The 23,334-nt window shown below is 64.5% G+C and carries 20 protein-coding genes; 12 read left to right on the forward strand and 8 right to left on the reverse strand.

Translation table 11 applies throughout. From position 1 onward, the window contains the following. Window positions 1-286 precede the first annotated feature (286 nt). Window positions 287-1,165, reverse strand: coding sequence for a lateral flagellin LafA (gene lafA, locus HU825_RS05735; protein ID WP_234303095.1), 879 nt, complete (start codon window positions 1,163-1,165; stop codon window positions 287-289). A 182-nt stretch (window positions 1,166-1,347) separates the two neighbouring features. Continuing rightward, window positions 1,348-2,109, reverse strand: a complete 762-nt coding sequence (gene flgA / locus HU825_RS05740) for a flagellar basal body P-ring formation chaperone FlgA (RefSeq protein ID WP_234303096.1) — start codon at window positions 2,107-2,109, stop codon at window positions 1,348-1,350. Window positions 2,110-2,259: 150 nt separating this feature from the next. Between flgA and flgB the strand changes: the two genes are divergently transcribed. Genes flgB through HU825_RS05800 form a run of 12 tightly spaced genes read left to right on the forward strand, consistent with a single transcriptional unit; the run spans window position 2,260 to window position 12,636 of the window. After that, window positions 2,260-2,625: a flagellar basal body rod protein FlgB gene (gene flgB / locus HU825_RS05745; RefSeq protein WP_043298661.1), complete on the forward strand. Its 366-nt coding sequence runs from the start codon at window positions 2,260-2,262 to the stop codon at window positions 2,623-2,625. Continuing rightward, on the forward strand, window positions 2,625-3,053 hold the full coding sequence (flgC, locus tag HU825_RS05750) for a flagellar basal body rod protein FlgC (protein WP_043298664.1): 429 nt from the start codon (window positions 2,625-2,627) through the stop codon (window positions 3,051-3,053). Before flgB ends, flgC begins: the two co-directional genes overlap by 1 nt. Then, window positions 3,053-3,724 carry a flagellar hook capping FlgD N-terminal domain-containing protein gene (locus HU825_RS05755; RefSeq protein WP_234303097.1) on the forward strand — a complete coding sequence of 224 codons (672 nt, stop codon included), beginning with the start codon at window positions 3,053-3,055 and terminating at the stop codon, window positions 3,722-3,724. Before flgC ends, HU825_RS05755 begins: the two co-directional genes overlap by 1 nt. A gap of 50 nt (window positions 3,725-3,774) precedes the next feature. Continuing rightward, window positions 3,775-4,962, forward strand: coding sequence for a flagellar hook protein FlgE (flgE, locus tag HU825_RS05760; RefSeq protein WP_043298667.1), 1,188 nt, complete (start codon window positions 3,775-3,777; stop codon window positions 4,960-4,962). Window positions 4,963-4,971: 9 nt separating this feature from the next. After that, window positions 4,972-5,700 (forward strand): flagellar basal body rod protein FlgF, encoded by a 729-nt coding sequence (locus HU825_RS05765; protein WP_043298668.1) that lies wholly within the window; start codon window positions 4,972-4,974, stop codon window positions 5,698-5,700. A 14-nt stretch (window positions 5,701-5,714) separates the two neighbouring features. Further along, window positions 5,715-6,500 carry a flagellar basal-body rod protein FlgG gene (flgG, locus tag HU825_RS05770; protein WP_234303098.1) on the forward strand — a complete coding sequence of 262 codons (786 nt, stop codon included), beginning with the start codon at window positions 5,715-5,717 and terminating at the stop codon, window positions 6,498-6,500. 5 nt (window positions 6,501-6,505) lie between these two features. Further along, the gene (gene flgH, locus HU825_RS05775) at window positions 6,506-7,171 is read left to right on the forward strand and encodes a flagellar basal body L-ring protein FlgH (protein WP_043298672.1); all 666 of its coding nucleotides are present in this window, start codon (window positions 6,506-6,508) and stop codon (window positions 7,169-7,171) included. 15 nt (window positions 7,172-7,186) lie between these two features. Further along, entirely contained in the window at window positions 7,187-8,284 is a 1,098-nt protein-coding gene (locus tag HU825_RS05780; protein ID WP_054094164.1) for a flagellar basal body P-ring protein FlgI, read from the forward strand. Between the two features lie 3 nt (window positions 8,285-8,287). Then, window positions 8,288-9,286 carry a lytic transglycosylase domain-containing protein gene (locus tag HU825_RS05785; protein WP_234303099.1) on the forward strand — a complete coding sequence of 333 codons (999 nt, stop codon included), beginning with the start codon at window positions 8,288-8,290 and terminating at the stop codon, window positions 9,284-9,286. Beyond that, a complete protein-coding gene (gene flgK, locus HU825_RS05790) occupies window positions 9,283-10,650 on the forward strand; it encodes a flagellar hook-associated protein FlgK (protein ID WP_234303100.1) in 1,368 nt (455 codons plus the stop codon). Before HU825_RS05785 ends, flgK begins: the two co-directional genes overlap by 4 nt. 22 nt (window positions 10,651-10,672) lie before the next feature. Continuing rightward, window positions 10,673-11,587 carry a flagellar hook-associated protein FlgL gene (gene flgL / locus HU825_RS05795; protein ID WP_234303101.1) on the forward strand — a complete coding sequence of 305 codons (915 nt, stop codon included), beginning with the start codon at window positions 10,673-10,675 and terminating at the stop codon, window positions 11,585-11,587. A gap of 14 nt (window positions 11,588-11,601) precedes the next feature. Further along, window positions 11,602-12,636 (forward strand): hypothetical protein, encoded by a 1,035-nt coding sequence (locus tag HU825_RS05800; RefSeq protein ID WP_043298681.1) that lies wholly within the window; start codon window positions 11,602-11,604, stop codon window positions 12,634-12,636. Window positions 12,637-12,818: 182 nt separating this feature from the next. Here the strand turns inward: HU825_RS05800 and HU825_RS05805 are convergent, their stop codons facing one another. Genes HU825_RS05805 through tssM form a run of 6 tightly spaced genes read right to left on the reverse strand, consistent with a single transcriptional unit; the run spans window position 12,819 to window position 23,333 of the window. Next, window positions 12,819-13,583 (reverse strand): hypothetical protein, encoded by a 765-nt coding sequence (locus HU825_RS05805; protein WP_234303102.1) that lies wholly within the window; start codon window positions 13,581-13,583, stop codon window positions 12,819-12,821. After that, on the reverse strand, window positions 13,580-15,982 hold the full coding sequence (locus HU825_RS05810) for a hypothetical protein (RefSeq protein WP_234303103.1): 2,403 nt from the start codon (window positions 15,980-15,982) through the stop codon (window positions 13,580-13,582). The genes HU825_RS05805 and HU825_RS05810 overlap by 4 nt, the downstream gene beginning before the upstream one ends. Before the next feature lie 48 nt (window positions 15,983-16,030). Next, on the reverse strand, window positions 16,031-18,079 hold the full coding sequence (tssI, locus tag HU825_RS05815; protein ID WP_054094159.1) for a type VI secretion system Vgr family protein: 2,049 nt from the start codon (window positions 18,077-18,079) through the stop codon (window positions 16,031-16,033). A gap of 21 nt (window positions 18,080-18,100) precedes the next feature. Continuing rightward, window positions 18,101-19,072, reverse strand: coding sequence for a serine/threonine-protein kinase (locus HU825_RS05820; protein ID WP_054094158.1), 972 nt, complete (start codon window positions 19,070-19,072; stop codon window positions 18,101-18,103). Beyond that, window positions 19,069-19,800 carry a PP2C family protein-serine/threonine phosphatase gene (locus HU825_RS05825; protein WP_077682857.1) on the reverse strand — a complete coding sequence of 244 codons (732 nt, stop codon included), beginning with the start codon at window positions 19,798-19,800 and terminating at the stop codon, window positions 19,069-19,071. Before HU825_RS05825 ends, HU825_RS05820 begins: the two co-directional genes overlap by 4 nt. After that, window positions 19,800-23,333, reverse strand: coding sequence for a type VI secretion system membrane subunit TssM (gene tssM / locus HU825_RS05830; protein WP_234303104.1), 3,534 nt, complete (start codon window positions 23,331-23,333; stop codon window positions 19,800-19,802). The genes HU825_RS05825 and tssM overlap by 1 nt, the downstream gene beginning before the upstream one ends. Between the last annotated feature and the right edge of the window lies 1 nt (window position 23,334).

Genomic DNA, 23,334 nt, shown 5'->3' on the forward strand with positions numbered 1-23,334 from the left:
AATGCACAAGCGCAAGCAATGGCATTTTGCTTTGGATAGTGATATCACGGTGATATCATTGGCCTCCAAATGGCACCCGCATGCGAGTGGCTGGTTGGCCTGCAAGCCTCGCCATTACTGGCTTCCCGCGCATGGCGTGGGCGTTCGGCCGCGCCGCAGTGAGGCATCAACCATTGGTCGGATGGACGGCTATTCATCCGGCGGAAACGAAAACGCCCCGAGTTCTCGGGGCGTTTTCGTTTGATCGGACAATCGGCCAGCGAACTGACCGATCCGGCGCAGGCTGTTAGCCCAGCAGGCCCATGACCATGCCCGGCATCTGGCCGGCTTGCTTGAGCATCGAGATGCCGGACTGCATCAGCATGCTGTTCTTGCTCATGTTGGCGCTTTCGATGGCGAAGTCGGCGTCCATGATGCGGCCCTTGGCCATCTCGGTGTTGTCCTTCATGTTCGCCAGGTTGTTGCTGGTGTGGTTCAGGCGGTTGATGGTGGCACCGAACTGCGCACGCAGGGAGCCGATATCGTCCAGCGCGGTCGCCAGGGTATCGACCATGGTGTTGGCGCCGGCTTCGGTGGCGATTTCGCCGCCCGAGGTGGCCGGGGTGGTGTAGGTGCCCGCCAGACCGTCCAGGGTGGTACCCAGGGCAGCGGAAGCAGTGGTGACGTTCAGGGTCAGCTTCTCGGCAGTGGTGGAGCCGATCTGGAAGTTGACGGCAGCGGCGCCGAACTTGCCGGTGGCGCCAGTGAGGCCGAACAACTTGTCGCCAGCATAGCTGGTGTTGGTCATGATGTTGGCCAGTTCTTTGCCCAGCTCGTCGTATTCAGCCTGCAGGGCATCGCGATCCGCCTGGGCGTTGGTGCCGTTGGCGGATTGGGTGGCCAGGTCCTTCATGCGCTGAACGATGTCAGTCATTTCGTTGAAGGCGCCTTCAGCGGTCTGCAGCATCGAGGTGGCGTCGCCAGTGTTGCGGATAGCCACGGACATGCCGCGGCTCTGAGCGTTCAGGCGGGTCGCGATCTGCAGGCCGGCGGCGTCGTCGGCAGCGGAGTTCACGCGCAGGCCGGTGCCCAGGCGCTGCTGGTTGGTCGACAGAGCATTGTTGAATTTGGTCAGGCTGGTCTGGGTGGTCAGCGAGGAGTAGTTCGTGTGGATGGACAGGGCCATGATGAATCCTTCGTGCTAAGTGGGCTGTAGGAGCTGGCTTGACTGCCTGCTGAAAGGACAAGGCGACAGCCGATAGCGAAGGATTAAATTCTGGCGCCAAATTTTTTTTGGCAGCTGTCCTGCTGATGATGTCTGCCGTCCCGGACCCGCCGCGATGCGCGGTACATCTGATAAAGCAGCATCTAGAAGGTGCTGGTCACCACCCCTTCGTCGAGTACCTGTGCATCGATCACCTTGCCGCTGCGCACGTTGCGCACGCGGATCACCTCGCCGGTGCGACCGTCGCCCAGCGCTTCGCCGGCCGTGGAAGCCTCGATGCCGTCGTGGCTGGCGACGATCTTCACCGGCTGGCCGCGCTTGACCGCCAGCGGCTGGGCGAGCAGCGCCGGCGTCAGCGTCTGCCCGGCGCGAATGCGCCGCTTGGCTGCCTTGCCGACAACCTCGTCGAGACGGTTGAAGTAGCCGCGCGGTGCCTTGCCGATGTTGATCCGTTGCAGCTTGAGGTCTTCGCGACCAATGAGCTGGCCGCGTTCGATGATCCCCAGCGCATGCACCGCCGGCAGCGAGACGTTGGCCTGGCTGGTGACATCGATCGACCAGCCGGCGCCGGCCGGGCAGCGGATCTCCAGACGCTGGCGCTCCAGCGGCGACGGCGCCTCGCCACTGGGCCGTACCTGCAACGGCTGGCTGCACGCCGGCAGCCGTACGGCGCTTGCCGGCAGGCTGGTGTCGATCTGCGCCTGCATGCCCTGCCAGCGCTGCCGGACGGCTTCGCGCTGGAGGTTGTCGCGCAGGTAGCCTTCGACCGCCTGTTCGATCTGGCGTGGCGCGTCCGTGCGCGTCGTGGCGGTCTGCGCCAGCGCGGCGCCGGTCAGGCAGAGCGTCAGCAGGGCGGAAACGACTTTTCCGCCTAGCCCGCGCACACCGTGCCGATGCGGAAGCATATGGGCGTTCCGTTGCTCGTCTTCTTTTAAATTAGTCATATAAAACAAAAGCTTATAGGTATCTAAAGGCTGGGCACGATTCCTGCAATCCATGCCCGACCAGCGGCGCGGACGGTTGTCCGCCCACTCATGCTTCAAGGGTATCGGCGAATGAGTATACGGTTTGAAGAGGTGACCGGCGTCCACGAACGCGCCCTCGAGCTGCGCATGCAGCGCAGCGAAATTCTGGCGGCCAACCTCGCCAACGAGGACACGCCCGGCTTCCAGGCGCGCGACATCGATTTCCGCCAGGAGATGCAGCGCTTGCAGGACAGCGAAACACCGCGCCTGAGTATCGCCGGCAGCGATCCGCGTCTGCAGTACCGCGTGCCGACCCAGGCCTCGCAGGACGGCAACACCGTCGAGCTGTCGGTCGAGCAGGCGCAGTTCTCGCGCAACTCCATGGATTTCCAGACCAGCCTGACCTTCCTGACCATGAAATTCCGTGGCCTGAAGCAGGCCATCGAGGGTCGCTGATGTCGTTCGATTCCATCTACCGCATCGCCGGTTCGGCGATGAATGCCCAGACCGTGCGGCTGAACACCGTGGCCAGCAACCTGGCCAACACCGATTCGGCGGCCAGCAGCGCCGCGGATACCTACCAGGCGCGCAAGCCGATGTTCGCCGCGGTGTACGAGAACGACTCGCTGACCCGCGGCGTCGGCCTCGGTGGCGCCCACGTGCAGGTGCTCGACGTGGTCACCTCCGGCGCCGAGCCCAAGCGTCGCTACGAGCCGGGCAATCCGCTGGCCGACAACGAAGGCTACGTCTATTACCCCGACATCAACGAGATCGAAGAGATGACCGACATGATGTCGGCCACCCGCAGCTTCGAGACCGGCGTCGAGGTGCTCAACCGCGTGAAAAGCATGCAGCAGAGCCTGCTGCGTCTGGGAGAAGTCTGATGAGTAGCGTCAACTCCGCGCTGGACAGCAGCCTGGCCGGCAACTCCATCGAGCAGGTCAAGCGCGCCGTCAACGTCAGCGACGCCACCACCATGGAGAACAACTTCATCAGCCTGATGGTCGCGCAGATCAAGTATCAGGACCCGACCAAGCCGGTCGACAGCACCGAGTTCCTCAACCAGTTCTCGGCGATGTCGCAGGTCAAGAGCATGGAGAACATGGCCAGCCTGGCGCAGAACAACCTGGTGCTGATGGACAACCTGCAGACCCTCACCGCCTCCGGGCTGGTCGGCCAGCAGGTCAGCGTCGCGGTCGAAACGCTGAAGCTGGATGGCACGGTCGTCAGCGGCCAGTTCAGCCTGGAGCACGCCTCCAATCGCACCTCGCTGGTGCTGACCGATTCCAACGGCGTGCAGACCGCCGTCGAGCTGGGCGCCCACTCGGCCGGCGCGGTGCCATTCCAGATCGATCCGGCCAGCCTCGGCCTGCCCGCGGGGCGCTACAGCGTGGCGATCGAGTCGGACAGCGGCGAGTTCCCGCAGGCAGAGGTCGCCGGACGGGTCGACAACGTGCGAGTCAGTGCCGAAGGGCCGGTGCTGCAGGTCCAGGGCGTCGGTTCGGTGCCGTTCTACAACATCCTCGAGTTCGGTCAGGGCGCCGCCAGCGCCTGATGGCGCCGCGTGCCGCCCGAACCTCCCTTCAGCAGAGACGAGACGCAACCATGAGTTTCAACATCGCCCTGACCGGCCTCTCCGCCGTCAACGAACAGCTCAACACCATCGGCAACAACATCGCCAACTCCGGCACCGTCGGCTTCAAGTCCTCGCGCACCGACTTCGGCAGCCTCTACGCCGAAACCCAGGCGATGGGCGTGGAAGTGATCGGCAGCACCCAGAGCATCAGCCAGGGCGGCGCGCTGACCACCACCAACCGCACCCTCGACCTGGCCATCTCCGGCGGCGGCTTCTTCGTCACCCGCGCCAGCAACGGCGATGTCGGCTACACCCGCGCCGGCATCTTCGGCACCGACAAGGACAGCTACATCACCAACAGCCTCGGCCAGCGCCTGCAGGGCTATCCGGCGGACGCCACCGGCAACCTGCAGACCGGGACCGTCAGCGACCTGCAGCTGCGCTCCGGCGGCCTGCCGGCGCGCGCCACCGACGCGCTGAGCTTCGTCGCCAACCTCGACGCCAACGGCGAGGTGCCGGCGGTGGCCTTCGACCCGCTGGTGGCCGACAGCTACAACTCCACCTACACCACCAAGCTGTTCGACTCGCAGGGCAAGGAACACACCCTGACCCAGTACTTCGTCAAGACCGCCGACAACAACTGGGATGCCCACTACTACATCGACGGCGCTTCGCTGGGCGCCGCGCAGCCGCTGGCCTTCGACAGCGCCGGCGTGCTCGCCGCGCCGATCGGCACGGTCACCCTCAACGCCGCGCTGACCGGCGGTGTCGCCCCGCTGGCGATCGACCTCGACTACACCGGCAGCAGCCAGTACGGCTCGGAGTTCAGCGTCACCAGCAACCGCGCCACCGGCTATGCGGCGGGCGAGCAGACCGGCATGGCGGTGGAGAAGGACGGTCGCGTCTACGCCAGCTACTCCAACGGCGAGCGCCTGCTGCAGGGCCAGGTGGTACTGGCCAGCTTCGTCAACGCCGAGGGGCTGAAGAACATCAGCGGCACCGCCTGGACCGAAACCGCCGCCTCCGGCGCGGCGATGCTCGGCGCCCCGGGCGTCGGCCAGTACGGCACGCTGGCCTCCGGCGCGCTGGAAAGCTCCAACGTCGACCTGACCCAGCAGCTGGTGGGCCTGATGGAAGGCCAGCGTAACTACCAGGCCAACACCCAGGTCATTTCCACCAACAAGGAACTGACCCAGGTTCTGTTCAACGCACTCTGAGGCTGACCGATGGACCGTCTGGGATACACCGCGATGACCGCCGCCAGCCGCACGATGCTGTCGCTGCAGGTGCGCTCGAACAACCTGGCCAACGTCAACACGCCCGGCTTTCGCGCCGATCTGGAGCGTGCCCAGGCGGTGGCCGTCGAAGGCTATGGCTACGACAGCCGACACATGGCCGTGGTCGAGAACAACGGCGTCAGCCTCGCCGCCGGGCCGCTGATGGCCACCGGCCGCGAGCTGGATTTCGCCGTCAAGGGCAGCGGCCTGATCGTGCTGCAGGATGGCGAGGGCGAGGCGTACACGCGCCAGGGCAGCCTGCAGATCGACGCCGAAGGACGCCTGACCCTCAACGGTCGCGCCGTGCTCGGCGAGGGCGGGCCGATCGTGCTGCCCGAGCACGACCGACTGGAAATCGGCAACGACGGCACCGTGTCGATCATGGCACCGGGCGACTGGGTGATGGCCGAGGTCGACCGCATCCGTTTGGTCGACGTGCCGCCGGCCGATCTGACCAAGAACGCCGCCGGCCTGCTGGTGACCCGCGACGGCCAGCCCGCCGCGCCCAGCGCTGACGTGCGCCTGGCCAGCGGCTTTCTCGAGGCGAGCAACGTCTCGGCGATCGACGAGCTGGCCTCGACCATGAGCCTGAACCGCCTGTTCGAAACCCAGGTGAAGATGATGAAAGCCGCCGAGGACCTCTCCGACGCCGGCAACCGAATGATCCGCGGCAGCTGATCGGGAGATAACGCATGAATTCCGCCCTTTGGGTCAGCAAGACCGGCCTGGCCGCCCAGGACATGGCCATGACGACCGTCGCCAACAACCTGGCCAACGTCAACACCAACGGCTTCAAGAGCGACCGCGCGGTCTTCGAGGACCTGTTCTACGTCATCGAGAAGCAGCCGGGTGCCCAGGCCGACGAGATCAACACCGTGCCGTCCGGCATCCAGCTGGGCAGCGGCGTGCGCGTCGCCGGTACGCAGAAGGTGTTCACCGAGGGCAGCATCCAGACCACTGGCCAGCCGATGGATCTGGCCATCGTCGGCCGCGGCTTCTTCCAGGTCGAGGCGCCCAACGGCGATATCTTCTACACCGAGAACGGCCAGTTCCAGCTCAACGCCGAAGGCATGATGGTCAACGCCCAGGGCCTGCCGCTGAATCCCGCCATCGAAGTGCCCGAAGGCAGCACCGGCTTCACCGTCGGCAGCGACGGCATCGTCACCGCCGTGCTGGCCGGCGATACCCTGCCGTCCGAGCTGGGGCAGATCACCCTGGTCAACTTCACCAACCCCGGCGGACTGGAAGCGCTGGGCGGCAACCTGTACCGCGAAACCGTCGCCAGCGGCGAGCCGGTGGAAGGCGTGCCGGGCGAGGAAGGCCTCGGCCAGCTCAAGCAGGGCGTGCTGGAGGGCTCCAACGTGCAGGTGGTCGAGGCGATGGTGGCGATGATCGCCATCCAGCGCGCCTACGAGGCCAACGCCAAGGTGCTCGACGCCGCCTCCGGCATGCAGCAGTTCCTCAACCAGACCGTCTGAGCCCGATGATGCGTACGCCGATCCTGCTCGCCCTGCTGTTGTTGCTCAGCGGCTGCGCCAGCTTCAACGAGTTGCTGCCGGACGAGGATTCCAGCGAGTACGAGCCGCTGGAGCTGGACTACAGCCTGCCGCCGACCACCAGCGGCGGACTGTTCCGCTCGGGCTACGGTGGCTCGCTGATCAGCGACCGGCGCGCGGTCCGGGTCGGCGACATCCTCACCGTGGTGCTGGACGAGTCGACGCAGTCGAGCAAGAGCGCCGGCACCAGCTTCGGCAAGGAGTCGAGCATCGGCATTGGCATCCCCACCGTGCTCGGCAAGCGCTACCCGGACGTCGAGACCTCGGCCAGCGGCGAGCGCGAGTTCGACGGCTCGGCCAAGAGCTCGCAGCAGAACACCCTGCGCGGCTCGATCGCCGTCACCGTGCACCGCGTGCTGCCCAACGGCACCCTGCTGGTCAAAGGCGAGAAGAACCTCAAGCTCAACCAGGGCGACGAATACATTCGCCTGACCGGGCTGGTGCGCATGGACGACATCAACCGCTTCAACCAGGTGTCTTCGCAGAACGTCGCCAACGCGCGGATTTCCTACGCCGGGCGCGGCGTGCTCAACGACAGCAACTCGGCCGGCTGGCTGACGCGCTTCTTCTCCAGCCCGCTGTTCCCCCTCTAAGTGGAAAGACTCCCGATGCGTGTGAAGCTGTTTCTCGCCGTCGCATGGCTCTGCTGGCAGCTGCCGGCGCAGGCGGTGCCGCTGATGGATCTGGTGGATATCGAAGGCATCCGCGACAACCAGTTGATCGGCTACGGCCTGGTGGTCGGCCTGGATGGCACCGGCGACAAGAATCAGGTCAAGTTCACCAGCCAGTCGGTGGCCAACATGATCAAGCAGTTCGGCGTGAACCTGCCGCCGAACGTCGACCCGAAGCTGAAGAACGTCGCCGCGGTGACCGTCACCGCCATGGTGCCGCCGTCCTACGGGCCGGGGCAGAGCATCGACGTCACCGTGTCCTCGCTGGGCGACGCCAAGAGCCTGCGCGGCGGCCAGCTGCTGATGACGCCGCTGCAGGGCCTCGACGGCGAGGTCTATGCCGTGGCGCAGGGCGCGCTGGTGGTCGGCGGGGTGAATGCCGAAGGTGCCAGCGGCTCGAAGGTGGCGATCAACACCTCCAACAGCGGGCGGATCCCCAACGGCGCGACGGTGGAACGGATGATTCCCACCGATTTCACCGAGCGCGCGCAGGTGATGCTCAACGTCCGCCAGCCGAGCTTCCAGACCGTCACGCGGGTGGTCGATGCGGTCGACGCGCTGTTCGGCAAGGGCACGGCCACCGCGCTGAATGCCACCAAGGTCGCGCTGCGCGCGCCGGTGTCGAGCAACCAGCGCATGAGCTTCATGGCCATGCTCGAGCGCCTCGAGGTCGAGGAAGGCCGCGTGCGGCCGAAGGTGGTGTTCAACAGCCGCACCGGCACCGTGGTGGTCGGCGAGGGCGTGCGCGTGAAGGCCGCCGCAGTGGCCCACGGCACGCTGACGGTGACCATCAGCGAGCGTCCGCAGGTCAGCCAGCCGGGGCCGTTCTCCCAGGGCGAGACCGCCGTGGTGCCGCAGTCGGACGTCGCCGTCGAGCAGGACCGCAACGCCATGTTCAAGTGGCCCGAAGGCGCCAGCCTGGAAAGCATCATCAGCACCATCAACAGTCTCGGCGCCACGCCGGATGACGTGATGAGCATCCTGCAGTCGCTGGAACGCGCCGGCGCACTGAACGCCGAACTGATCGTGATCTGAACCATGAGCATCGTTTCCCTTCCGCAACACCTTAACAGCCTGCGCCAGCGTGCCGACGGCCCGGCCGCGGCGCGGCGCCAGCAGCTGGAAGTCGTCTCCGAACAGTTCGAGGCGATGTTCCTGCAGCAGATCCTCAAGCAGATGCGCAAGGCCGGCGACGTGCTGGCCGCCGGCAACCCGATGCGCAGCCGCGAGCTGGACACCATGCGCGACTTCTACGACGAGGTGCTCGCCGAGAACCTGGCGACCAAGCGCCAGACCGGCATCGCCGACATGCTGGTGCAGCAGCTCGCCGGCGGCGGCGAGGGCCGCACGGCGGCGCCGGTCGCCAGCACCCTCGGCGGACTTTCCGCGGGCCAGACGAACGGGCTGCACGCGCTGCGTGGCACCTGGCAGCGCGGCGTGCAGGCCATCGACCGTGCCTGGGCCGATGGCAAGGCGAGCTTCCAGGCGCTGGTCGCCAGCGTGATCAAGCACGAGTCCAGCGGCAACGTCGCCGCCGTCTCGCCCAAGGGCGCGCGCGGTCTGATGCAGCTGATGCCGGGCACCGCGCAGGACATGGCCGCCGAGCTCGGCCTTCCCTACAGCGAGGCACGCCTGACCAGCGACGCCGCCTACAACCAGCGGTTGGGCAGCGCCTACCTGAGCAAGCTGCTCGAACGCTACGACGGCCATCAGGCATTGGCGCTGGCGGCCTACAACGCCGGCCCGGGCAAGGTCGACGAGTGGCTGCAGCAGCATGGCGATCCGCGCGCCGGCGAGATCGACACGGCCAGCTGGGTGCAGAAGATTCCCTACGCGGAAACCCGCGACTACACCCGCAACATCCTTCAGGACCTGCAGGCGGCGACCGCGCGCCAGGCCGAGCCGCCGGCGCAGCGCGCGGCGCTTAATTCCGCCGCCGCGCCGGTCGCCCTGAATAACCAGCAGCGAAGCGGCGGGCATCTGTCCGTGGCCTTCGCCCAACCGATCCGGATCGAGTCGAAGGAAGTCGTGTCGTGAGCATTCTCAGCCAGATTGGCTACAGCGGGGTTCGGGCTTCGCAGATCGCCCTCAGCGCGACCGGGCAGAACATCGCCAACGTCAACACCCCCGGCTTCAGCCGCCTGGCGCCGGAGCTGCATTCGCTCGGCGGGCAGACCGCCTCGAGCATCGGCGGCGGCGTGCAGGTCAGCAGCATTCGCCGGCTGTCCAACGACTTCCAGAACCAGCAGCTGTGGCGCGCCAGCACCGAGAAGAACTACTACGGCACCAGCCAGCAGTACCTCACCGCGCTGGAAGGCCTGCTCGACAGCGAAGGCTCCAGCGTCAGCGTCGGCCTCGATAACTTCTATGCCGCACTCAGCGAGGCCAGCTCGACGCCCGAGTCGATCGCCCTGCGCCAGCAGATCCTCAGCGAGGCCAAGCAGCTGGCGCAGCGCTTCAACGGGCTGAACGCCAACATCGACACGCAGCTCGGCGCCCTCGAAGGCCAGCGCGTGGCGATGGTCAGCGAGATCAACGGCCTGTCGAGCAACATCGCCGAGCTCAATGCGCAGATTCTCGAGATGGAATCTTCCGGACGCGATACCGCGACCCTGCGCGACTACCGCGAGAACCTGATCAAGGACCTCAGCCAGTACGCCGGCATCCGCGTGCAGGAAGCCGCCGACGGTAGCCTCGGCGTGTCGCTGGTCAACGGTCAGCCGCTGGTCGCCGGCACCACCGCCGGCCAGCTGCAAGTCAGCGAGAACCTCGCCGGCGAGCAGGAACTGACGCTGGTCTTCGCCAAGACCTCCTTTCCGCTGATCCAGGACGGCCTCGGCGGTTCGCTCGGCGCGCTCTACGACATGGAGTACGGCGCCCTGCGCCCGGCCCAGGACGACCTGCACGCCATGGCCGGCGCGCTGGCGCAGGCGGTCAACGACACCCTGGCCGGCGGCTTCGACCTCAACGGCAACCCCGGCCAGCCGCTGTTCGTCTACAACCCGGCGAGCACCAGCGGCATGCTCGCGATCGGCACGCTGTCGACGCAGGAGCTGGCGCTGTCCTCGGTGGCCGGCGAGGTCGGCAACAACCAGACGCTGCTGGCACTGCTTGGCACCAAGACGACCAGCGTCACCGTCGGCGGCGATGCGGTGCCGCTGAACGATGCCTATGCCGGACTGGTCGGGCGCATCGCCAGCGCCAGCCGGCAGAACCAGGCCGATCACGCCGCGGCCACTACCGTCGCCGAACAGGCGCAGGCCCAGCGCGACAGCGTCAGCGCGGTCAACCTCGACGAGGAAGCGGTCAACCTGATGGCCTACGAGCAGGCTTACCAGGCCAACATGAAGGTGATCAGCACCTCCAACGAGCTGTTCAACGCCGTGCTGGCGATGTTCTGAGCCACCTGACGAGAAGAAGACCATGCGCATCTCCAACGCCCAGATCACCGCCACCATGCACGGCTCGCTGAACAACAGCTCGGCCAAACTCGGCAAGCTGATGCAGCAGATGTCCAGCGGCGAGCGCATGCTGCGTCCGTCCGACGACCCGATCTCGGCGGTGCGGGTGCTGCGCATCGAGCGCGAAGAAGCGACCCTGGCGCAGTACCGCACCAACATCGCCAACGTCTCGGGCAATCTGTCCAAGCAGGAAACCAACCTCAAGGCCGCCTCCGACACCATGCTCAGCGCGCGCGACCTGCTGCTCTGGGCCGCCAACGGCAGCAACACCAGCGAGGACCTGGCAGCCATCGCCGGCGAACTGCAGAGCCTGGAGAACACCATCGCCAGCTTCGCCAACGTGCGCGACGAGGAAGGCCGCTACCTGTTCTCCGGCACCCTCAGCGATCGCCCGGCGATCAGCTTCGACGCCGCCACCGAGACCTACAGCCTCACCGGCAACGACCAGCACCGCCAGGCCGCGGTCGCCAACGGCGTGCTGGTCGAGGAGAACGTCACCGCCGCGCAGGTGTTCGGCGCTGGCGTGGACATGCTCAACCAGTTGCACGCGCTGGTTAAGCAGCTGCAGGACCCGACGCTGGATGCCAGCGACCCGGCGGTCGGCGCGCAAATCACCGCCAGCATGAACAGCCTCGACGCGACCCACAGCGAACTGCTCGGCGCCGTCACCGAACTCGGTGGCCGGCAGAACACCCTGACCCTGCTGACCGGCAGCAATCAGGACGTGTCGCTGGTCAACCAGAAGATCGAGGGTGAGCTGTCCCGGCTCGACTACGCCGGTGCCAGCATCGACCTGAACAACTACCAGCTGGCGCTGCAGGCGACCCAGAAGACCTACCTGAAGATCAATGGCCTGTCCCTGTTCGGGATGCTCTGAGCGAGGAAGCCTGAATGAAGATCGGCAAGCAGCTGCCCGCCGTTTCCCCCGCCAGCCCGCAGGAACGGCGTCAGGTGCTGGTACCCGAAGCGCCGGTGACGTCGCGCCGCGCCGCGGCCAGCGAAAGTGCAATCGCCGAAGCCGGCCAGCGCAAGAGCACCAGCTTCAGCCTGCAGCTCAATCAGCAGCTGTCGTCGATGCAGACGGCCGAGAGCTACCTGGCCGACCTGCACAACCGACTGTCGCAGCTCAAGCTCAGCCTCAGCCGCGAACTCGGCGCCCCCAGTCAGGCTGCAGGCCAGGACGCGATCCGCGAGCAGTTCCAGCAGGTTGACGAGCTGCTGCAACAGCGCAGCAGACGCTCGGGCAATACGCTGGATGCCAACCTCAAACTGCGGCTCAACGAGCCGGTGCGCAGCCGCTTCAGTCTGCAGGGGCTGGATTCGCTGGATACCATCCGCCAGTCCGGCCGCGAGACGCTGCTGTTCAGCGGCGGCCGCCAGTTGGCCGAGCCGGTGGCGGTGGTGCTGGATGACAACCTCAGCGACGAACAGATCCTGCGTCGTTTCAATGCCACCCTCGGCAATGCCGGCATCCGTGCCGAGCTGGATCAGCACGGCCAGCTGAAGTTCTCGGCGCGCGAGAGCGACTGGCAGCAGCTCAAGGGCCAGCTGGCGGTGCAGGGCGAGGGCAAGCTGTTCGCCAAGGGCGCCCAGCGCCTAGCAAGCGAGGAGGAGCGGGCGCTCAGCCTGCCCGCCGAGCCGCAGCTGGATTCCTTGCGCGAACTGCGCCGTCTGCTCGACAGCGTGGTCAGCGGGCTGGACAAGGTCACCGCCCTGCGCGAACAACTGAGCCAGCGCCAGCGCGAAATCCGCGAATTCCTCGCCCGCCAGGCCGATGCCGACGAACAGCAATGGGCGCTGGAATTCGCCCGCGAGCTGTACGAACTGATGCAGCGCAGCCCCTCGAGCTACGCCGCGGTCACCCAGACCGTCGTGGCGCAGGCCAACATCGGCCGGTTTGCCGTGGTCAGCTTGTTGTCGGCGTAGCTGCTTCGGCGGGATTTGACGACCTCGCGAGCGATGCTACGTGGTGTGGTGGCAGGCACCGGTCTCGTAGAAGGCTGAAGACGCTTCTCGCCTTCAACCACTTCGAAGCTTGCTGGAGGCGTCTAGTTGGAACCACTTCGCTGCGTATCTCTAAATTATCGCGCCACCCGTGATCGTCAGATCTAGTCAGCGTCAATGGCGCGCGATAGCTCCGTGGATGTAAGCCGCTTCAATGTGTGTGAGATAGGGTCCATTTCTACATCTAGTGCTAAGGGTGTAATTCCATCGGCGTCATATACTAAATAAGCATTGCCGGCGGTCACTTCATGGAATTTTCCACCTTTTGTCGCTATGGTTCTTGGGCTGGCAGACATTAGGTCTTCAATCGAATCGTAGCGCAATGACATATTAACTTCGCCAAGCGGGCCGAGAGGTACTAAAGCAGCTTTGGATGGCTCGTCCATAATAGATTGAAGTGATACCTCGTTGGACGCGTCAATCCAGGCGTCAGAATAGTTAAAAATTAAATCTTGATAATTGTTTGATAGGGGGGCTTCTAGATTGCATACAGCTTTTCGAACGGAGACACCGTTCTGCCCGTTGCGGATATTAGCATAGGCGCAGTCTATAAGAGGGGTGTCCTTGTTAAGTGTTAGGGTATAGAAAACCTCAAAGTATGTATTTGATCCAGAGTTTTCGTAACTTAGGGCGGGGCCGTTGTTGAACGACGTTAGAGTCCTGGTGATCTGTCCTGTATGGCCAACGATATTTGGGAGTGTCGTGATCGTCTCTCCCCTTCTCTGAATTATTAAAATGCCGCTTTCGATATCGGCGGTAAAACTCTCTGAAGAGTCGGCTCTATTGACTGCTATTGTATATGGCTTTGCATATGTGGTGGTGGCTAGGGCTGCCGCAATGAATATCGCAAAAACTAGTAAGAGTCTCATGGAACGAAGGTTTCCTTAGCCGACGATGTTTTTCTGAGGATGGCTTCAAATTTCTGCGCGTAGCCGGCGATACGTTGCCGCTGGTCGGTGCCGTTAATTATCCGTCTGGCTTCCAAATAATCCACCCCATTGGGATTAATGTAGTGACTTAGCTTTTTACCAGTAAAAATTCCTTCTTTCATACCCCATATCATAATGGGCACAGAATGTTCAGGCTCGGCTGCTCGCTCGGGCTGGGTTACGAATGGAATATCAAAATGGTCTTCGGCCTTGCGGTAGTTATTTTTCCATGTGAGGTGTACGAGGCCCCGCCCACGGTATTTATAGCCATCGCCTTCTTGAGTATTTCCATTCTTCATCGCGCGATCACGATGCTCTTGGGTTGCAGCGAGCACCGGATCATACTTGTTAAAATAAGCAATGCTGCCAACCTCTGGTTTAGAGCTAAAGAACTCTCCTGAAGGGAAGTAGTAGGCTTCATGTCGGGCGGTGGCAAACATATACGCTAGCTCGAAAAGGTTTGATTTCTCGGGGGCTCTTTCGTAATACTTATTAATAAGTTCCACGATTATACGAAGATTAGTTTTTGAGGCGGGAGAAAAAGCTGGCGAATTTGGGGCGAATTGCTCGTGCTGGCAAGTGTACTCGTCGATAAATCGATCGACATCAATCAATCGGCTCGCATACAAAAAATGGCCCACCGTGGCAATGGAATGAAGATGCCATGCTTTCCTATCGTTCGAAATCCCATGCCTTCCAGCCAGATCACCCCACCAGCTCAATTTCTCGATCCGCTGCTTTTCCGCTTCCCAAACAAGATTTGGCGTTCCGGGCTCTTCCGCCAGTAACGGATCAAGCTCGTCCCACTTGCTTTTGTTCCAGAACCACTCGCTTTCATACTTGGTGATCAGCTGCCCGAGCACTTGGGCGTGCCAGGGCTTGGCCAGCGCTGCTCGGATTTCGCGACTCGTCAGCGTGCCGTCTTTGTTTGCATCGACGATATCGTACAGCCGAGCAATGGTTGTGAGAGGGCCGCCGTCAGCGTTGCTGATCTGGACACTGTAGTTTTGCTGCTCCTCTGCGCTCAGCAGGCCCTTGGCGTTAAAGGAATAGGCGAGTTTCTCGACGGGCGTTCCGGTTTCCTCGATGCATTGAAAGCCTTCCCACTCCCACGGGCTGTGACGAGTAGTGATCAGCTCCTGCTCGGCGAGCCAGCCATCGATGAGGTTGCCATTATCGTCGGCGAACAGGCCGTCCAGTCGCCACCATGTGGATGTGCTTGCTGGCGTGCTGCCTTCGGCAGGGATGGTGGCCGGAATCTTGTGCGAAGCCGGCAACCCATCCAGCAGCGCTTGCGGGATTATCAGGTCGACACCGACCTGCGTGCCTTCGTCGCTGAGCTTGGGAGGATTTCCGGCACTGATACCCTCTCGATGAGCAATCAGTTTGCTCGCACCTTTATAGACCTTGAGCAGGGTTTTCTGGTCGTCCGGCAAGCGGCTGGCCCAGGCGCGGCTCTGCGCGATGAAAGCAGGCACATCGTCGCAGCTGAACAGTTCGACATGGATCATGTGCTGAGCGGCGCTGTCGTGATTCTGGTACAGACCGGGATGGCCAATAAGTTCACCCGCCTTGATCGGCAACCCGCTGTCGAGAACGACGACCTTGTCGTATTCCGCTGGCTCGCTGTGCGGCTTGAGCAAGCTGGTGGATACATAGCCGGGTAGGTGCCCCTCGTCGTCAGCTGATAGGGCGGGTTGTGCCGTCCCGCTGATCAGACTGACCAGCTTGCTGAATTCACCTTCCGCTCTGCCGATGGTGATCTCGGCACCCTTGGACAGCTCCGAGAGCTTAGTGGTGTGCTTGCTCGGGCCTGCGCGAACGCTCAGGCCATCGTGCTGCGTATTTACGGTATAGCGTTTGGTTTCCCAGAAGGCGGGGCGCGGCAGGTCCGGTTGTGCCTGGTAGCCGACCCAGTCCAGCAAATGCATGTACAGGCTATAGAGAGTGAGGCTTGGAGGGGTTTGCCCTTCGGTGATGCTGCCGTCCGCGTTCTTCAGTGGAGGCGGCTGCAGGCTGTGCTTGATCAGAACGAACCCCGTGGAAAAGGGCGCTCGTTTGACCATGGGAATGTCGTCGGTGAATTCGCTGACCGGATAGCGCTCGTCGATGCGGTAGGCAATTACTTCTCCGTCGGCGATACAGCGGACGCTCGACTGGTCGAATGCAGCAGCCGTGCCTTCGTCGAAGTGCACGCCGCCATGCCATAAGCCGTTCTCGCCAGTAGGGTAGAACCCGCCCTTGGCCTGGGCCATATGCGTAAGCAGGTGCAGCGGGTTGCAGTTGGTGTCCTTGCTGGGAAAGGGGTAAGCCCAATTGATCGGATGGTGTTCGGCCATGTTCGATGCTTCCTTGCGTTCGAGCCGGCGGCGCTGCCGGCACTGTTCTTAGCCCGAGAAATTGAGCGAGCGCTTGCGTTTGCGGAGCAGGCTGTCCGCCTCACCCGGCATTGCCTGCTCCAGTAGGCTCCCGGCCTTATCCGTATCCGCCATTCCCGGCAGCACCGGCGGTTTGATCTTGATCCCTGAGCCCTTGCCCGGTGCGCCGCCGGCGTTGATTCGCGCCAGCGGGCCGGAGATGGTGATGCCGCCCGGGTCGAGCTTGATGAAGCTGCCGCCGGCCTTGAGGGTCAGTTCAACGCCGGCTTCGATGACCATCTTCTGCCCGGCCTTGAGATGGATCTCGCGGCCGGCCTTGGTCAGCTGGGCGGTGCCGAGCTTGATGTGCTGGGTCTGGCCGACGGTGAGGTGGTCGTCGGGTTTGACTTCCACCTTGCGGTCGCCGGCAACGGTCAGGTGTTCCTCAGCGCGGAATTCGCTGTAGCTGTTGGCCTCCACCGTGTCGTGACGTTCGTGGCCGACGCGGATCTTCTGGTCGTTCTCGATGTTCTCGTCCCAGTTGCGCTGGGCGTGGAGGTAGATCTGCTCGGCGCCCTTGCGGTCGTCGATGCGCAGCTCGTTGTAGCCGCCACCGCCGGGCGAGCTTAGCGTCTTGAACACCGTGCGGGTCTTGTTGGCCGGCAGGTCGTAGGGGACCTGATGCTCCTTGTGGTACAGGCAGCCGGTCACCAGCGGTTGATCGGGATCGCCTTCGAGGAAAGTCACCAGTACTTCCATGCCGACCCGCGGGATGGCGATGCCGCCATAGCGGTCGCCGGCCCAGCTGGAGGAGACGCGCAACCAGCAGCTGGTCTTGTCGTCGGCCTGGCCGTGGCGGTCCCAGTGGAACTGGACCTTCACCCGTCCGTATTCGTCGCAGTGGATCTCTTCGCCGGCAGGTCCGGTGACCACGGCGGTCTGGCTACCGAGCAATTTCGGTTTCGGATGTTTCAGAGGCGGGCGGAAGGGGATGTCCCAGGGGGTGACGCTGAAGTGGTTACGGTAGCCTTGGACGAAACCGTCACCGTTATCGACATGACTGGTGATCGACTCTTCCAACACCTGCGGCTGCTTGCCTTCGTGCAGCACCTCGGTGAGCAACCAGAGGTCGTTCCATTCCCGGCGCGGGTGGTCGGAGATCTCCAGCAGATGGCCGCTGACCAGTCCTGTTTGATCGCTGTCGCCTTCGGCCAGGCGATAGTCGTGGCGATGCCGTTCCAGTGCGCGTTGCGACAGGTGCTTGCCGCGGGCGCGCTCGGTGAAGCGGCCGGGGTAGTCGTAGTCCTCGAGATCGGGCTGCGGTATGGCGTTCACCGCTTGCTCGCCGCGATAGGCCGCCTCCATCAATACTCTGGGCTGCTCGAAATCATAGTCTCGACGGCTGACCCGGCTGGTGCGTGTGGCGACACGCACGGCGAAGCGCTTGATCACCGGCTCGTCGGCGGTCATGCCATTGTCCTGCAGGTAGGCGGTCGGCTGGCCGAGTCTGGCGAAGCTGGTCTGGTCATCGCCGAAAACCAGCACATGGCCGTTCGCGCTGTGCTGGAAGTGGTAATGGATGCCCTCTTCCTCGCACAGGCGCTGGATGAAGTGCAGGTCGGTCTCGTCGTACTGAACGCAGTATTCGCGCTCTGGGTAGATCACCGGGCCGCGCTGGAAGCGGTAGGCATCGGCCTGGATACCGTGTTCCTCGAGCACCTGGGCAACGATCTGCGGCACCGTCAGGTGCTGGAAGATGCGCTGGTTGGTGCGGTGCGCTAAGTAAGCCAGCTGCGGTACGAGCGTCAGCCGATAGCGGGTCTGGCGCTTGCCCGATTCGCCCTGGGCGATGCGGTGGACCAAGCCGTGGATACCCATGCCGGCGGGGTCGAACGCGAGAAAGGCAGGTTTATGCAGCAGCGCCTGCAGATCCAGATCAGGCAGCTCGCTGACCAGCTCGAGGTCGAAGCGATACGGTTGGCTGATGGCTTCCCGACCACTGAAGGCGAGGACCTGCAGATCGTGCTCCACGCCTTCGAGCGTCAGGCTGAAGTGGGTTTCGTTAGCCGCGTTGAACATGGGGCTTTCCTTGTCCTGATGTCATCCATGGGAGTGCCCGAACCAGCGCTGCAGGCGGCTCGGCGCGGGGCGGCTGAAGGCTTGCAGCAGGCCCGCTGCATCGATGCTGCGCTGCGCTTCGTCGAATGCCAGTGCCAGACGCAGTGCCGGCCAGCAGTGCGCCGGCAGCTGCGGCGGGCGCTGCAGGGTGCGGTCCAGCTCCATGGCTTTGGCCTGACGGGCGCTGAGCCGGCGATAAGGGTGGCTGCCGCTGGCCAGTTCGTAGAGCACGCAGGCCAGGGCGTAAACATCCGCCGCGGCGGTCAGCTCGCCACCGTCGAGCAGCTCCAGTGCGGCATAACGCGGCGTCCAGGCTGCAAAACGTGTGCGGCACAGGCGCGGCAGACCGGGGAGCAGCCCTTCCAGCGGTTGTCCGAGCCCATAGTCGAACAGGCGCAGGCCGTCATCGGCGAGCATCACGTTGCTCGGCTTCAGGTCGCCATGCAGCACGCCCAGGCTGTGGGAATAGCTCAGCGCGTCCAGCAGCGGCAACGCGATGCCCTGCAGTTCGCTCCAGGGCATGCCCTGCGGGCGCTCGCACAGCAGCTGGTCGAGGGTTGGCCCCTTGAGCAGCTCCAGGGTGATGAAGGCGCGCTGGCTCGCCGGGTCGATATCGAAGTTGTACAGGCGCACCACATGCCGATGGCTGAGGCGCGTGGTCAGTGCGTACTCGCTGTAGAGCAGGGCGCTGGCGTCGGGGTATTCGGCGAAATCCTCGCTGAGGGTTTTCAGCGCCACGTAGGGCTCCGGATCGCCGAGCTGTTCGCGCAGCAGATCGCGGGCGCGATAGACCGCACCCATGCCGCCGACGCCGAGCAGGCGCTCGATCCGGTAGCGGCCGCCGAGGACTTCCGGCAGCTCGCCGACAGGCGTTTTCGGTGCCTCCGACACCGGCGTGACCGCGGTGGAGGCCAGTGCAAAATAAGTGAGATCGCAGGCGGGCTGGGCGTTCATCGGCGTATCACCACGGCGCTGAGATTGTCTCGCGCCGGGCCCTTGAGTGCCTGGCGAAACAGCCGCTCCAGCGCCAGCTGCGTGGACGGCAGGCTGAGCGCGGCGCCGAGCGCGTCGGCGGACATGCTCTGGTAGAGCCCATCGCTGCACAGCAGCAGCGTGTCGCCCGGGAATACGGCGAATTCGAGGATATCCAGCTCCAGCTTCTCGCTGGCGCCGATGGCGCGGGTCAATGCATGGGCGGCCGGGTGTTCGGCGGCAAGCTCGGGGCTGAGCTGCTGCTCGTCAATCAGTTGCTGCAGCAACGAGTGGTCGCGTGACAGCTGATAGAGACGGCCGCTACGCCACAGGTAGCAGCGGCTGTCGCCAGCCCAGATGCAGGCGGCGCGATCACTTTCCATAAGCAGGGCGACCACGGTACTGCCGATCACCGGATCGGGGCGCTCGGCGGTGACCGTCAGTTCCTGGCTGAGGCGGCGATTGAGCTCATGCAGGCAGCGCCGCAACGCCCGCAGCCGCTCCGGCAGATCGCCGCCGCCGGAAAGCTCGGCCAGCTGCTCGATGATCAGGCGGCTGGCCAGCGCGCCGTTCTGGTGCCCGCCCATGCCGTCGGCCACGGCCCACAGCCCGGCCTGTGGCAGGTCGAGAAAGGCGTCCTCGTTGCGCGCCCGCACCTTGCCGGTGTCGGTGCGCGCGGCGCTGCGCCAGCTGCACGCGGTTGCGCTCATCACAGCGTCGCCGGCAGCTTGAAGCCGCGCAACAGCGCGAGGTCGAACGGATTCGGCGAGCGCTGCGCATGCAGCAGATAGTTGGCGCGCAGACCGCCGAGGTCGGCCTTGAGCATCAGCACGTCGCGCCCGCTGTGGTAATCCACCTGCATCAGGTCGATCAGGCGGAACAGCGACCAGGGCCCGGTGTTCTTCTCGATACCCACGCGACGGCCGCCGAGTTCCTCCACTACTAGGCTGGTGCGTCCGTCGTCGGCTTCAGCCGGCCAGCGGAACGCGGTCTGCACGATGGGCCCGTGGCGATATTCCAACTGCTGGTTGCCGAAGCGGAAGTCGGCCCGGCCGAGGCTCGAATCCAGCGAGTACGGTTCGAGCTTGAACAGGATCAGCGGCTCGTTGGGGTTCTCGGCGAAGAAGCTGCGGCGAATGCTCTGCGCCCGGCTCATCTGTGCAAGGAACTGCTCGGACAGCGGCAGGCCGCGACCGTCGACCCGGCGTAACCGATACTGGCCGGCGCTGCCGCTGACGAAGGGCTTGAGGTAGCGCTCGAAGAAGCTGTCCGCCAGGCCCTGGGCCTTGAAGAACTCGCGGAAGTCGGCGAGGGCGACGTCGCTGGCGCTGTGGGCGCTGAACGGATAGCGCTCGCGCAGGGCACCGCGGTAGCTGGCGTAGAGCTCGTTGCGATAACGCTGGTTGAGGTAGTGATAGGCATCGCTGAGCACCAGCGACCAGCTGTCCTCGGCCAGCAGCCCCAGCCACTTGCCCAGCGGCTGCGGCAGGCGTGCAGCGCTGTTGCGCAGCTGGTTGATGGCATCGCGCTGGCCGCCCATGCGTGCCTTGGCCATCTCGAAGGCGGCCTGTTCCGGTGCGCTGGCATGGGCCAGCGAGGCCAGCTGCAATTGCAGGGCGTCGAGTGCCTGCAGGCTTGCCGTCAGCTCAGGACCAGCCGCGCCGTTTTCGTTGAGCAGCTGGTGCAGCGGCGCAAAACGGCGTTCGAGGGCCTTGCGTGCGGTGTCCGGTACGTTCTTCAGTAGCGCGGCCTGCTCCGCTGCCGCGGTAGCCAGCTTGGCCGCCTTGCCGAGCTTGCCACCGGCGCCTTGCGCCGCTTCGGCCAGCTCGCCGGCCTCGGCGGTCGCTTCGGTCACACCGGCGAAGCGGGTGTTCTCGCGTATTTCCAGCAGCAGTTGCAGCAGCGGCGAGTTGGCGGCGGTGAGCCCGGCGAGCTGCGCGGCACCCTGCGCCGCACTGCCGGCGGGGAGGATGTTCAGCTGGGCGATTGCCTCGCTCCAGTGTGCGGCGTAGTCGCGGAAATACAGCTGTTCCATTTCCACCAGCAGGCGGCTGAGGTCCTTGGCGCTGAGGCTGTCGCCTTCGCCCAGCACCCAGTTGTCGCGCAGGATCTCGCTGACCAGATCGCCACCCTGGGCGACGAACAGCTTCTGGTAGCCTTGCTGGGTGTAGAAGCCGGGAATCGTGTAGTCGCCGCCGACGAACAGTGCCGCCTGCGGGCCGAGCTGGGTGTTCAGCCGATAGTCGGGAAGGTTGCGTGCCTGATCGCGCAGCATGCGGTACACCACTGCCGCCAGCGATTCGCTGCGCAGCTGGGCACGGGCCTTGGTCACCAGTTTTTCGTTCAGCTGATACGGCGCAAAGGATTCTTCCAGCAGACGCGCAAAGTGCGTGTTGAGCCCCTGCTGCGCCACGGCATTGCCCGGATGGCGCAGCGACCAGTCGGCGGCCAGCCAGTCCTTGAGAAACGCCGCATCACGGCGTTCGGCCAGGTTCAGCATGAGATAGGCGCGCAGGCTACCGAGCAGTTGCTCGCGGTCGTTCAGGTTGGCGCGAATCTGCGCTTCCAGCTGCCGGCCGACACGTGGCAGCAGCAGTTTCTCCAGATCGCGGCGGTAGGCCTCGTGCAGCGTCGGGTCGACCGCCTCGCCCTGATACAGACCGCCCCGGCGCAGCCAGGACACCTCATCTTTCGGCGGGAACACCTCGGTCGCCGCATAGCTCGCGTCCAGAGCCTTGAGCGTACGTAGCGCCTCGTCTCCCGCCTCGATGGACTTGCGCTCGCTGCCGAGTTGCTGGGCGATGCCGCGCAGCTGTTCCAGGCGCTCATGGTTGCCCGAGAAGTTCATCGCCCAGGCGCCGCCGATCAGCAGCAGGCAGCCGAAGGCGCCGGCATAGAGGGCACGCTGGCCCCAGTCGATGCGGCGTACCTCGCGTTGGTCGAGGCCCGCCAGCTCGGCTTCCGGGAAGATCACCCGGCTGAGCAGCTGATTGATGAAGCGCGCACGGCCGCTGCGGAAGGTTGGCAGTGCACTGCTGGCCAGGCCGAGCTGACGACCGATGCCGGCGGTGAGCGGGTCGAGACCTTCGCGCAGTTGCGGCGCGCTGGTCAGGTAGAAGCCCCGCAGCTGGCTGGCACGCTGGTAACGGTTGCCGGCGAAGGCGAGTTCGATAAACAGGCTCAGATGCTCGCCGATCTGCCCCAGCTGATGGGGGAAGTCGAGGATGCGGCCACGGCGCTGGGTATCGCGCTCCTGATGCATGCGCAGGATCACCTGGCTGTTCAGCCGGCGCAGCAGTTCCTCGAACTCCTGGCGCACGACCTGCGCGTCGCTGCCATTCTGTTCTTTGCGGAAACTTGCGCCGAGCACCTGGTCGCTTTCCTCCCGCGACAGCTGCTCGAAGAACTCGTCGAAACCGAGAATCCGATCGGCCTTGCTCAGCACCAGGTAGACCGGCACGTCCACGCTCAGACGTTGATGGATCTCGTGCAGGCGCTGACGGGTCTGGCGGGCAAGGTTCTCCAGCTCCAGTTCACTGCCGCCCTGCAGCTGGTCCACCGGCAGGTTGACCAGCACGCCGTTGAGCGGACGGGCACGACGCCTGCGCAGCAGACCGAGCAGGGTGTCCCAGGCGCTGCCGTCGACGGCAGCGTCGGGCTGGGTCAGATAGCGGCCGGCGGTGTCGATCAGCACGGCATGATCGGCGAAGTACCAGTCTGCAAAGCGGGTGCCGGAGACATCCTTGGTCAGGCGCTGCTGTTCACTGCGGTTGAGCGGAAAATCCAGCCCGGAGAAGTCCAGCAGGCTGGTCTTGCCGCTACCCTGAGGGCCGATCAGCAGGTACCAGGGCAGCTCGCGGCGCCATTTCTCGCTGCGCCCGCGATAGAGGCTCGAGGTCTTCAGGATACGCAGCGCCTGCCTGAAGCGATGGCGCAACTCCTGTTGCTCTTCGCCGATCAGGCCGTCGCGGCGCAGTTGTTCCTGAACGTCCTGATCCTCGGCGTCGCGCTTCTTGCGCGCGCTGGCGCGCCAGCTGGCGAAGACCATGGCCAGGCCCCAGCCGAGAAACAGCACGCTGATGCTCAGCAGGCGGGCGGTCGAGGATTCCCAGAATCGGTAGTCGTCGACTGCCAGCAGCGGCCCGACGAACCACACCACGACTGCCAGCAACAGGACCAGCAGCAGGCTCCAGACCCAGGTTCGGCGCAGCACGGCGCCGAGTTTGCCGAAGAACGTCTTCATC

This window comes from Pseudomonas phenolilytica, from assembly GCF_021432765.1.
Taxonomy (GTDB): domain Bacteria; phylum Pseudomonadota; class Gammaproteobacteria; order Pseudomonadales; family Pseudomonadaceae; genus Stutzerimonas; species Stutzerimonas phenolilytica.

Coding starts and splice junctions, on each gene's coding strand:
- flgG (WP_234303098.1), top strand. CDS start 5,715: ATGAATTCCGCCCTTTGGGTCAGCAAGACCGGCCTGGCCGCCCAGGAC.
- HU825_RS05805 (WP_234303102.1), bottom strand. CDS start 13,583: ATGAGACTCTTACTAGTTTTTGCGATATTCATTGCGGCAGCCCTAGCC.
- HU825_RS05765 (WP_043298668.1), top strand. CDS start 4,972: ATGGACCGTCTGGGATACACCGCGATGACCGCCGCCAGCCGCACGATG.
- flgA (WP_234303096.1), bottom strand. CDS start 2,109: ATGCTTCCGCATCGGCACGGTGTGCGCGGGCTAGGCGGAAAAGTCGTT.
- tssI (WP_054094159.1), bottom strand. CDS start 18,079: ATGTTCAACGCGGCTAACGAAACCCACTTCAGCCTGACGCTCGAAGGC.
- flgL (WP_234303101.1), top strand. CDS start 10,673: ATGCGCATCTCCAACGCCCAGATCACCGCCACCATGCACGGCTCGCTG.
- HU825_RS05785 (WP_234303099.1), top strand. CDS start 8,288: ATGAGCATCGTTTCCCTTCCGCAACACCTTAACAGCCTGCGCCAGCGT.
- HU825_RS05810 (WP_234303103.1), bottom strand. CDS start 15,982: ATGGCCGAACACCATCCGATCAATTGGGCTTACCCCTTTCCCAGCAAG.
- tssM (WP_234303104.1), bottom strand. CDS start 23,333: ATGAAGACGTTCTTCGGCAAACTCGGCGCCGTGCTGCGCCGAACCTGG.
- HU825_RS05820 (WP_054094158.1), bottom strand. CDS start 19,072: ATGAACGCCCAGCCCGCCTGCGATCTCACTTATTTTGCACTGGCCTCC.
- flgC (WP_043298664.1), top strand. CDS start 2,625: ATGTCGTTCGATTCCATCTACCGCATCGCCGGTTCGGCGATGAATGCC.
- flgB (WP_043298661.1), top strand. CDS start 2,260: ATGAGTATACGGTTTGAAGAGGTGACCGGCGTCCACGAACGCGCCCTC.
- HU825_RS05780 (WP_054094164.1), top strand. CDS start 7,187: ATGCGTGTGAAGCTGTTTCTCGCCGTCGCATGGCTCTGCTGGCAGCTG.
- HU825_RS05800 (WP_043298681.1), top strand. CDS start 11,602: ATGAAGATCGGCAAGCAGCTGCCCGCCGTTTCCCCCGCCAGCCCGCAG.
- HU825_RS05825 (WP_077682857.1), bottom strand. CDS start 19,800: ATGAGCGCAACCGCGTGCAGCTGGCGCAGCGCCGCGCGCACCGACACC.
- lafA (WP_234303095.1), bottom strand. CDS start 1,165: ATGGCCCTGTCCATCCACACGAACTACTCCTCGCTGACCACCCAGACC.
- HU825_RS05755 (WP_234303097.1), top strand. CDS start 3,053: ATGAGTAGCGTCAACTCCGCGCTGGACAGCAGCCTGGCCGGCAACTCC.
- flgH (WP_043298672.1), top strand. CDS start 6,506: ATGATGCGTACGCCGATCCTGCTCGCCCTGCTGTTGTTGCTCAGCGGC.
- flgE (WP_043298667.1), top strand. CDS start 3,775: ATGAGTTTCAACATCGCCCTGACCGGCCTCTCCGCCGTCAACGAACAG.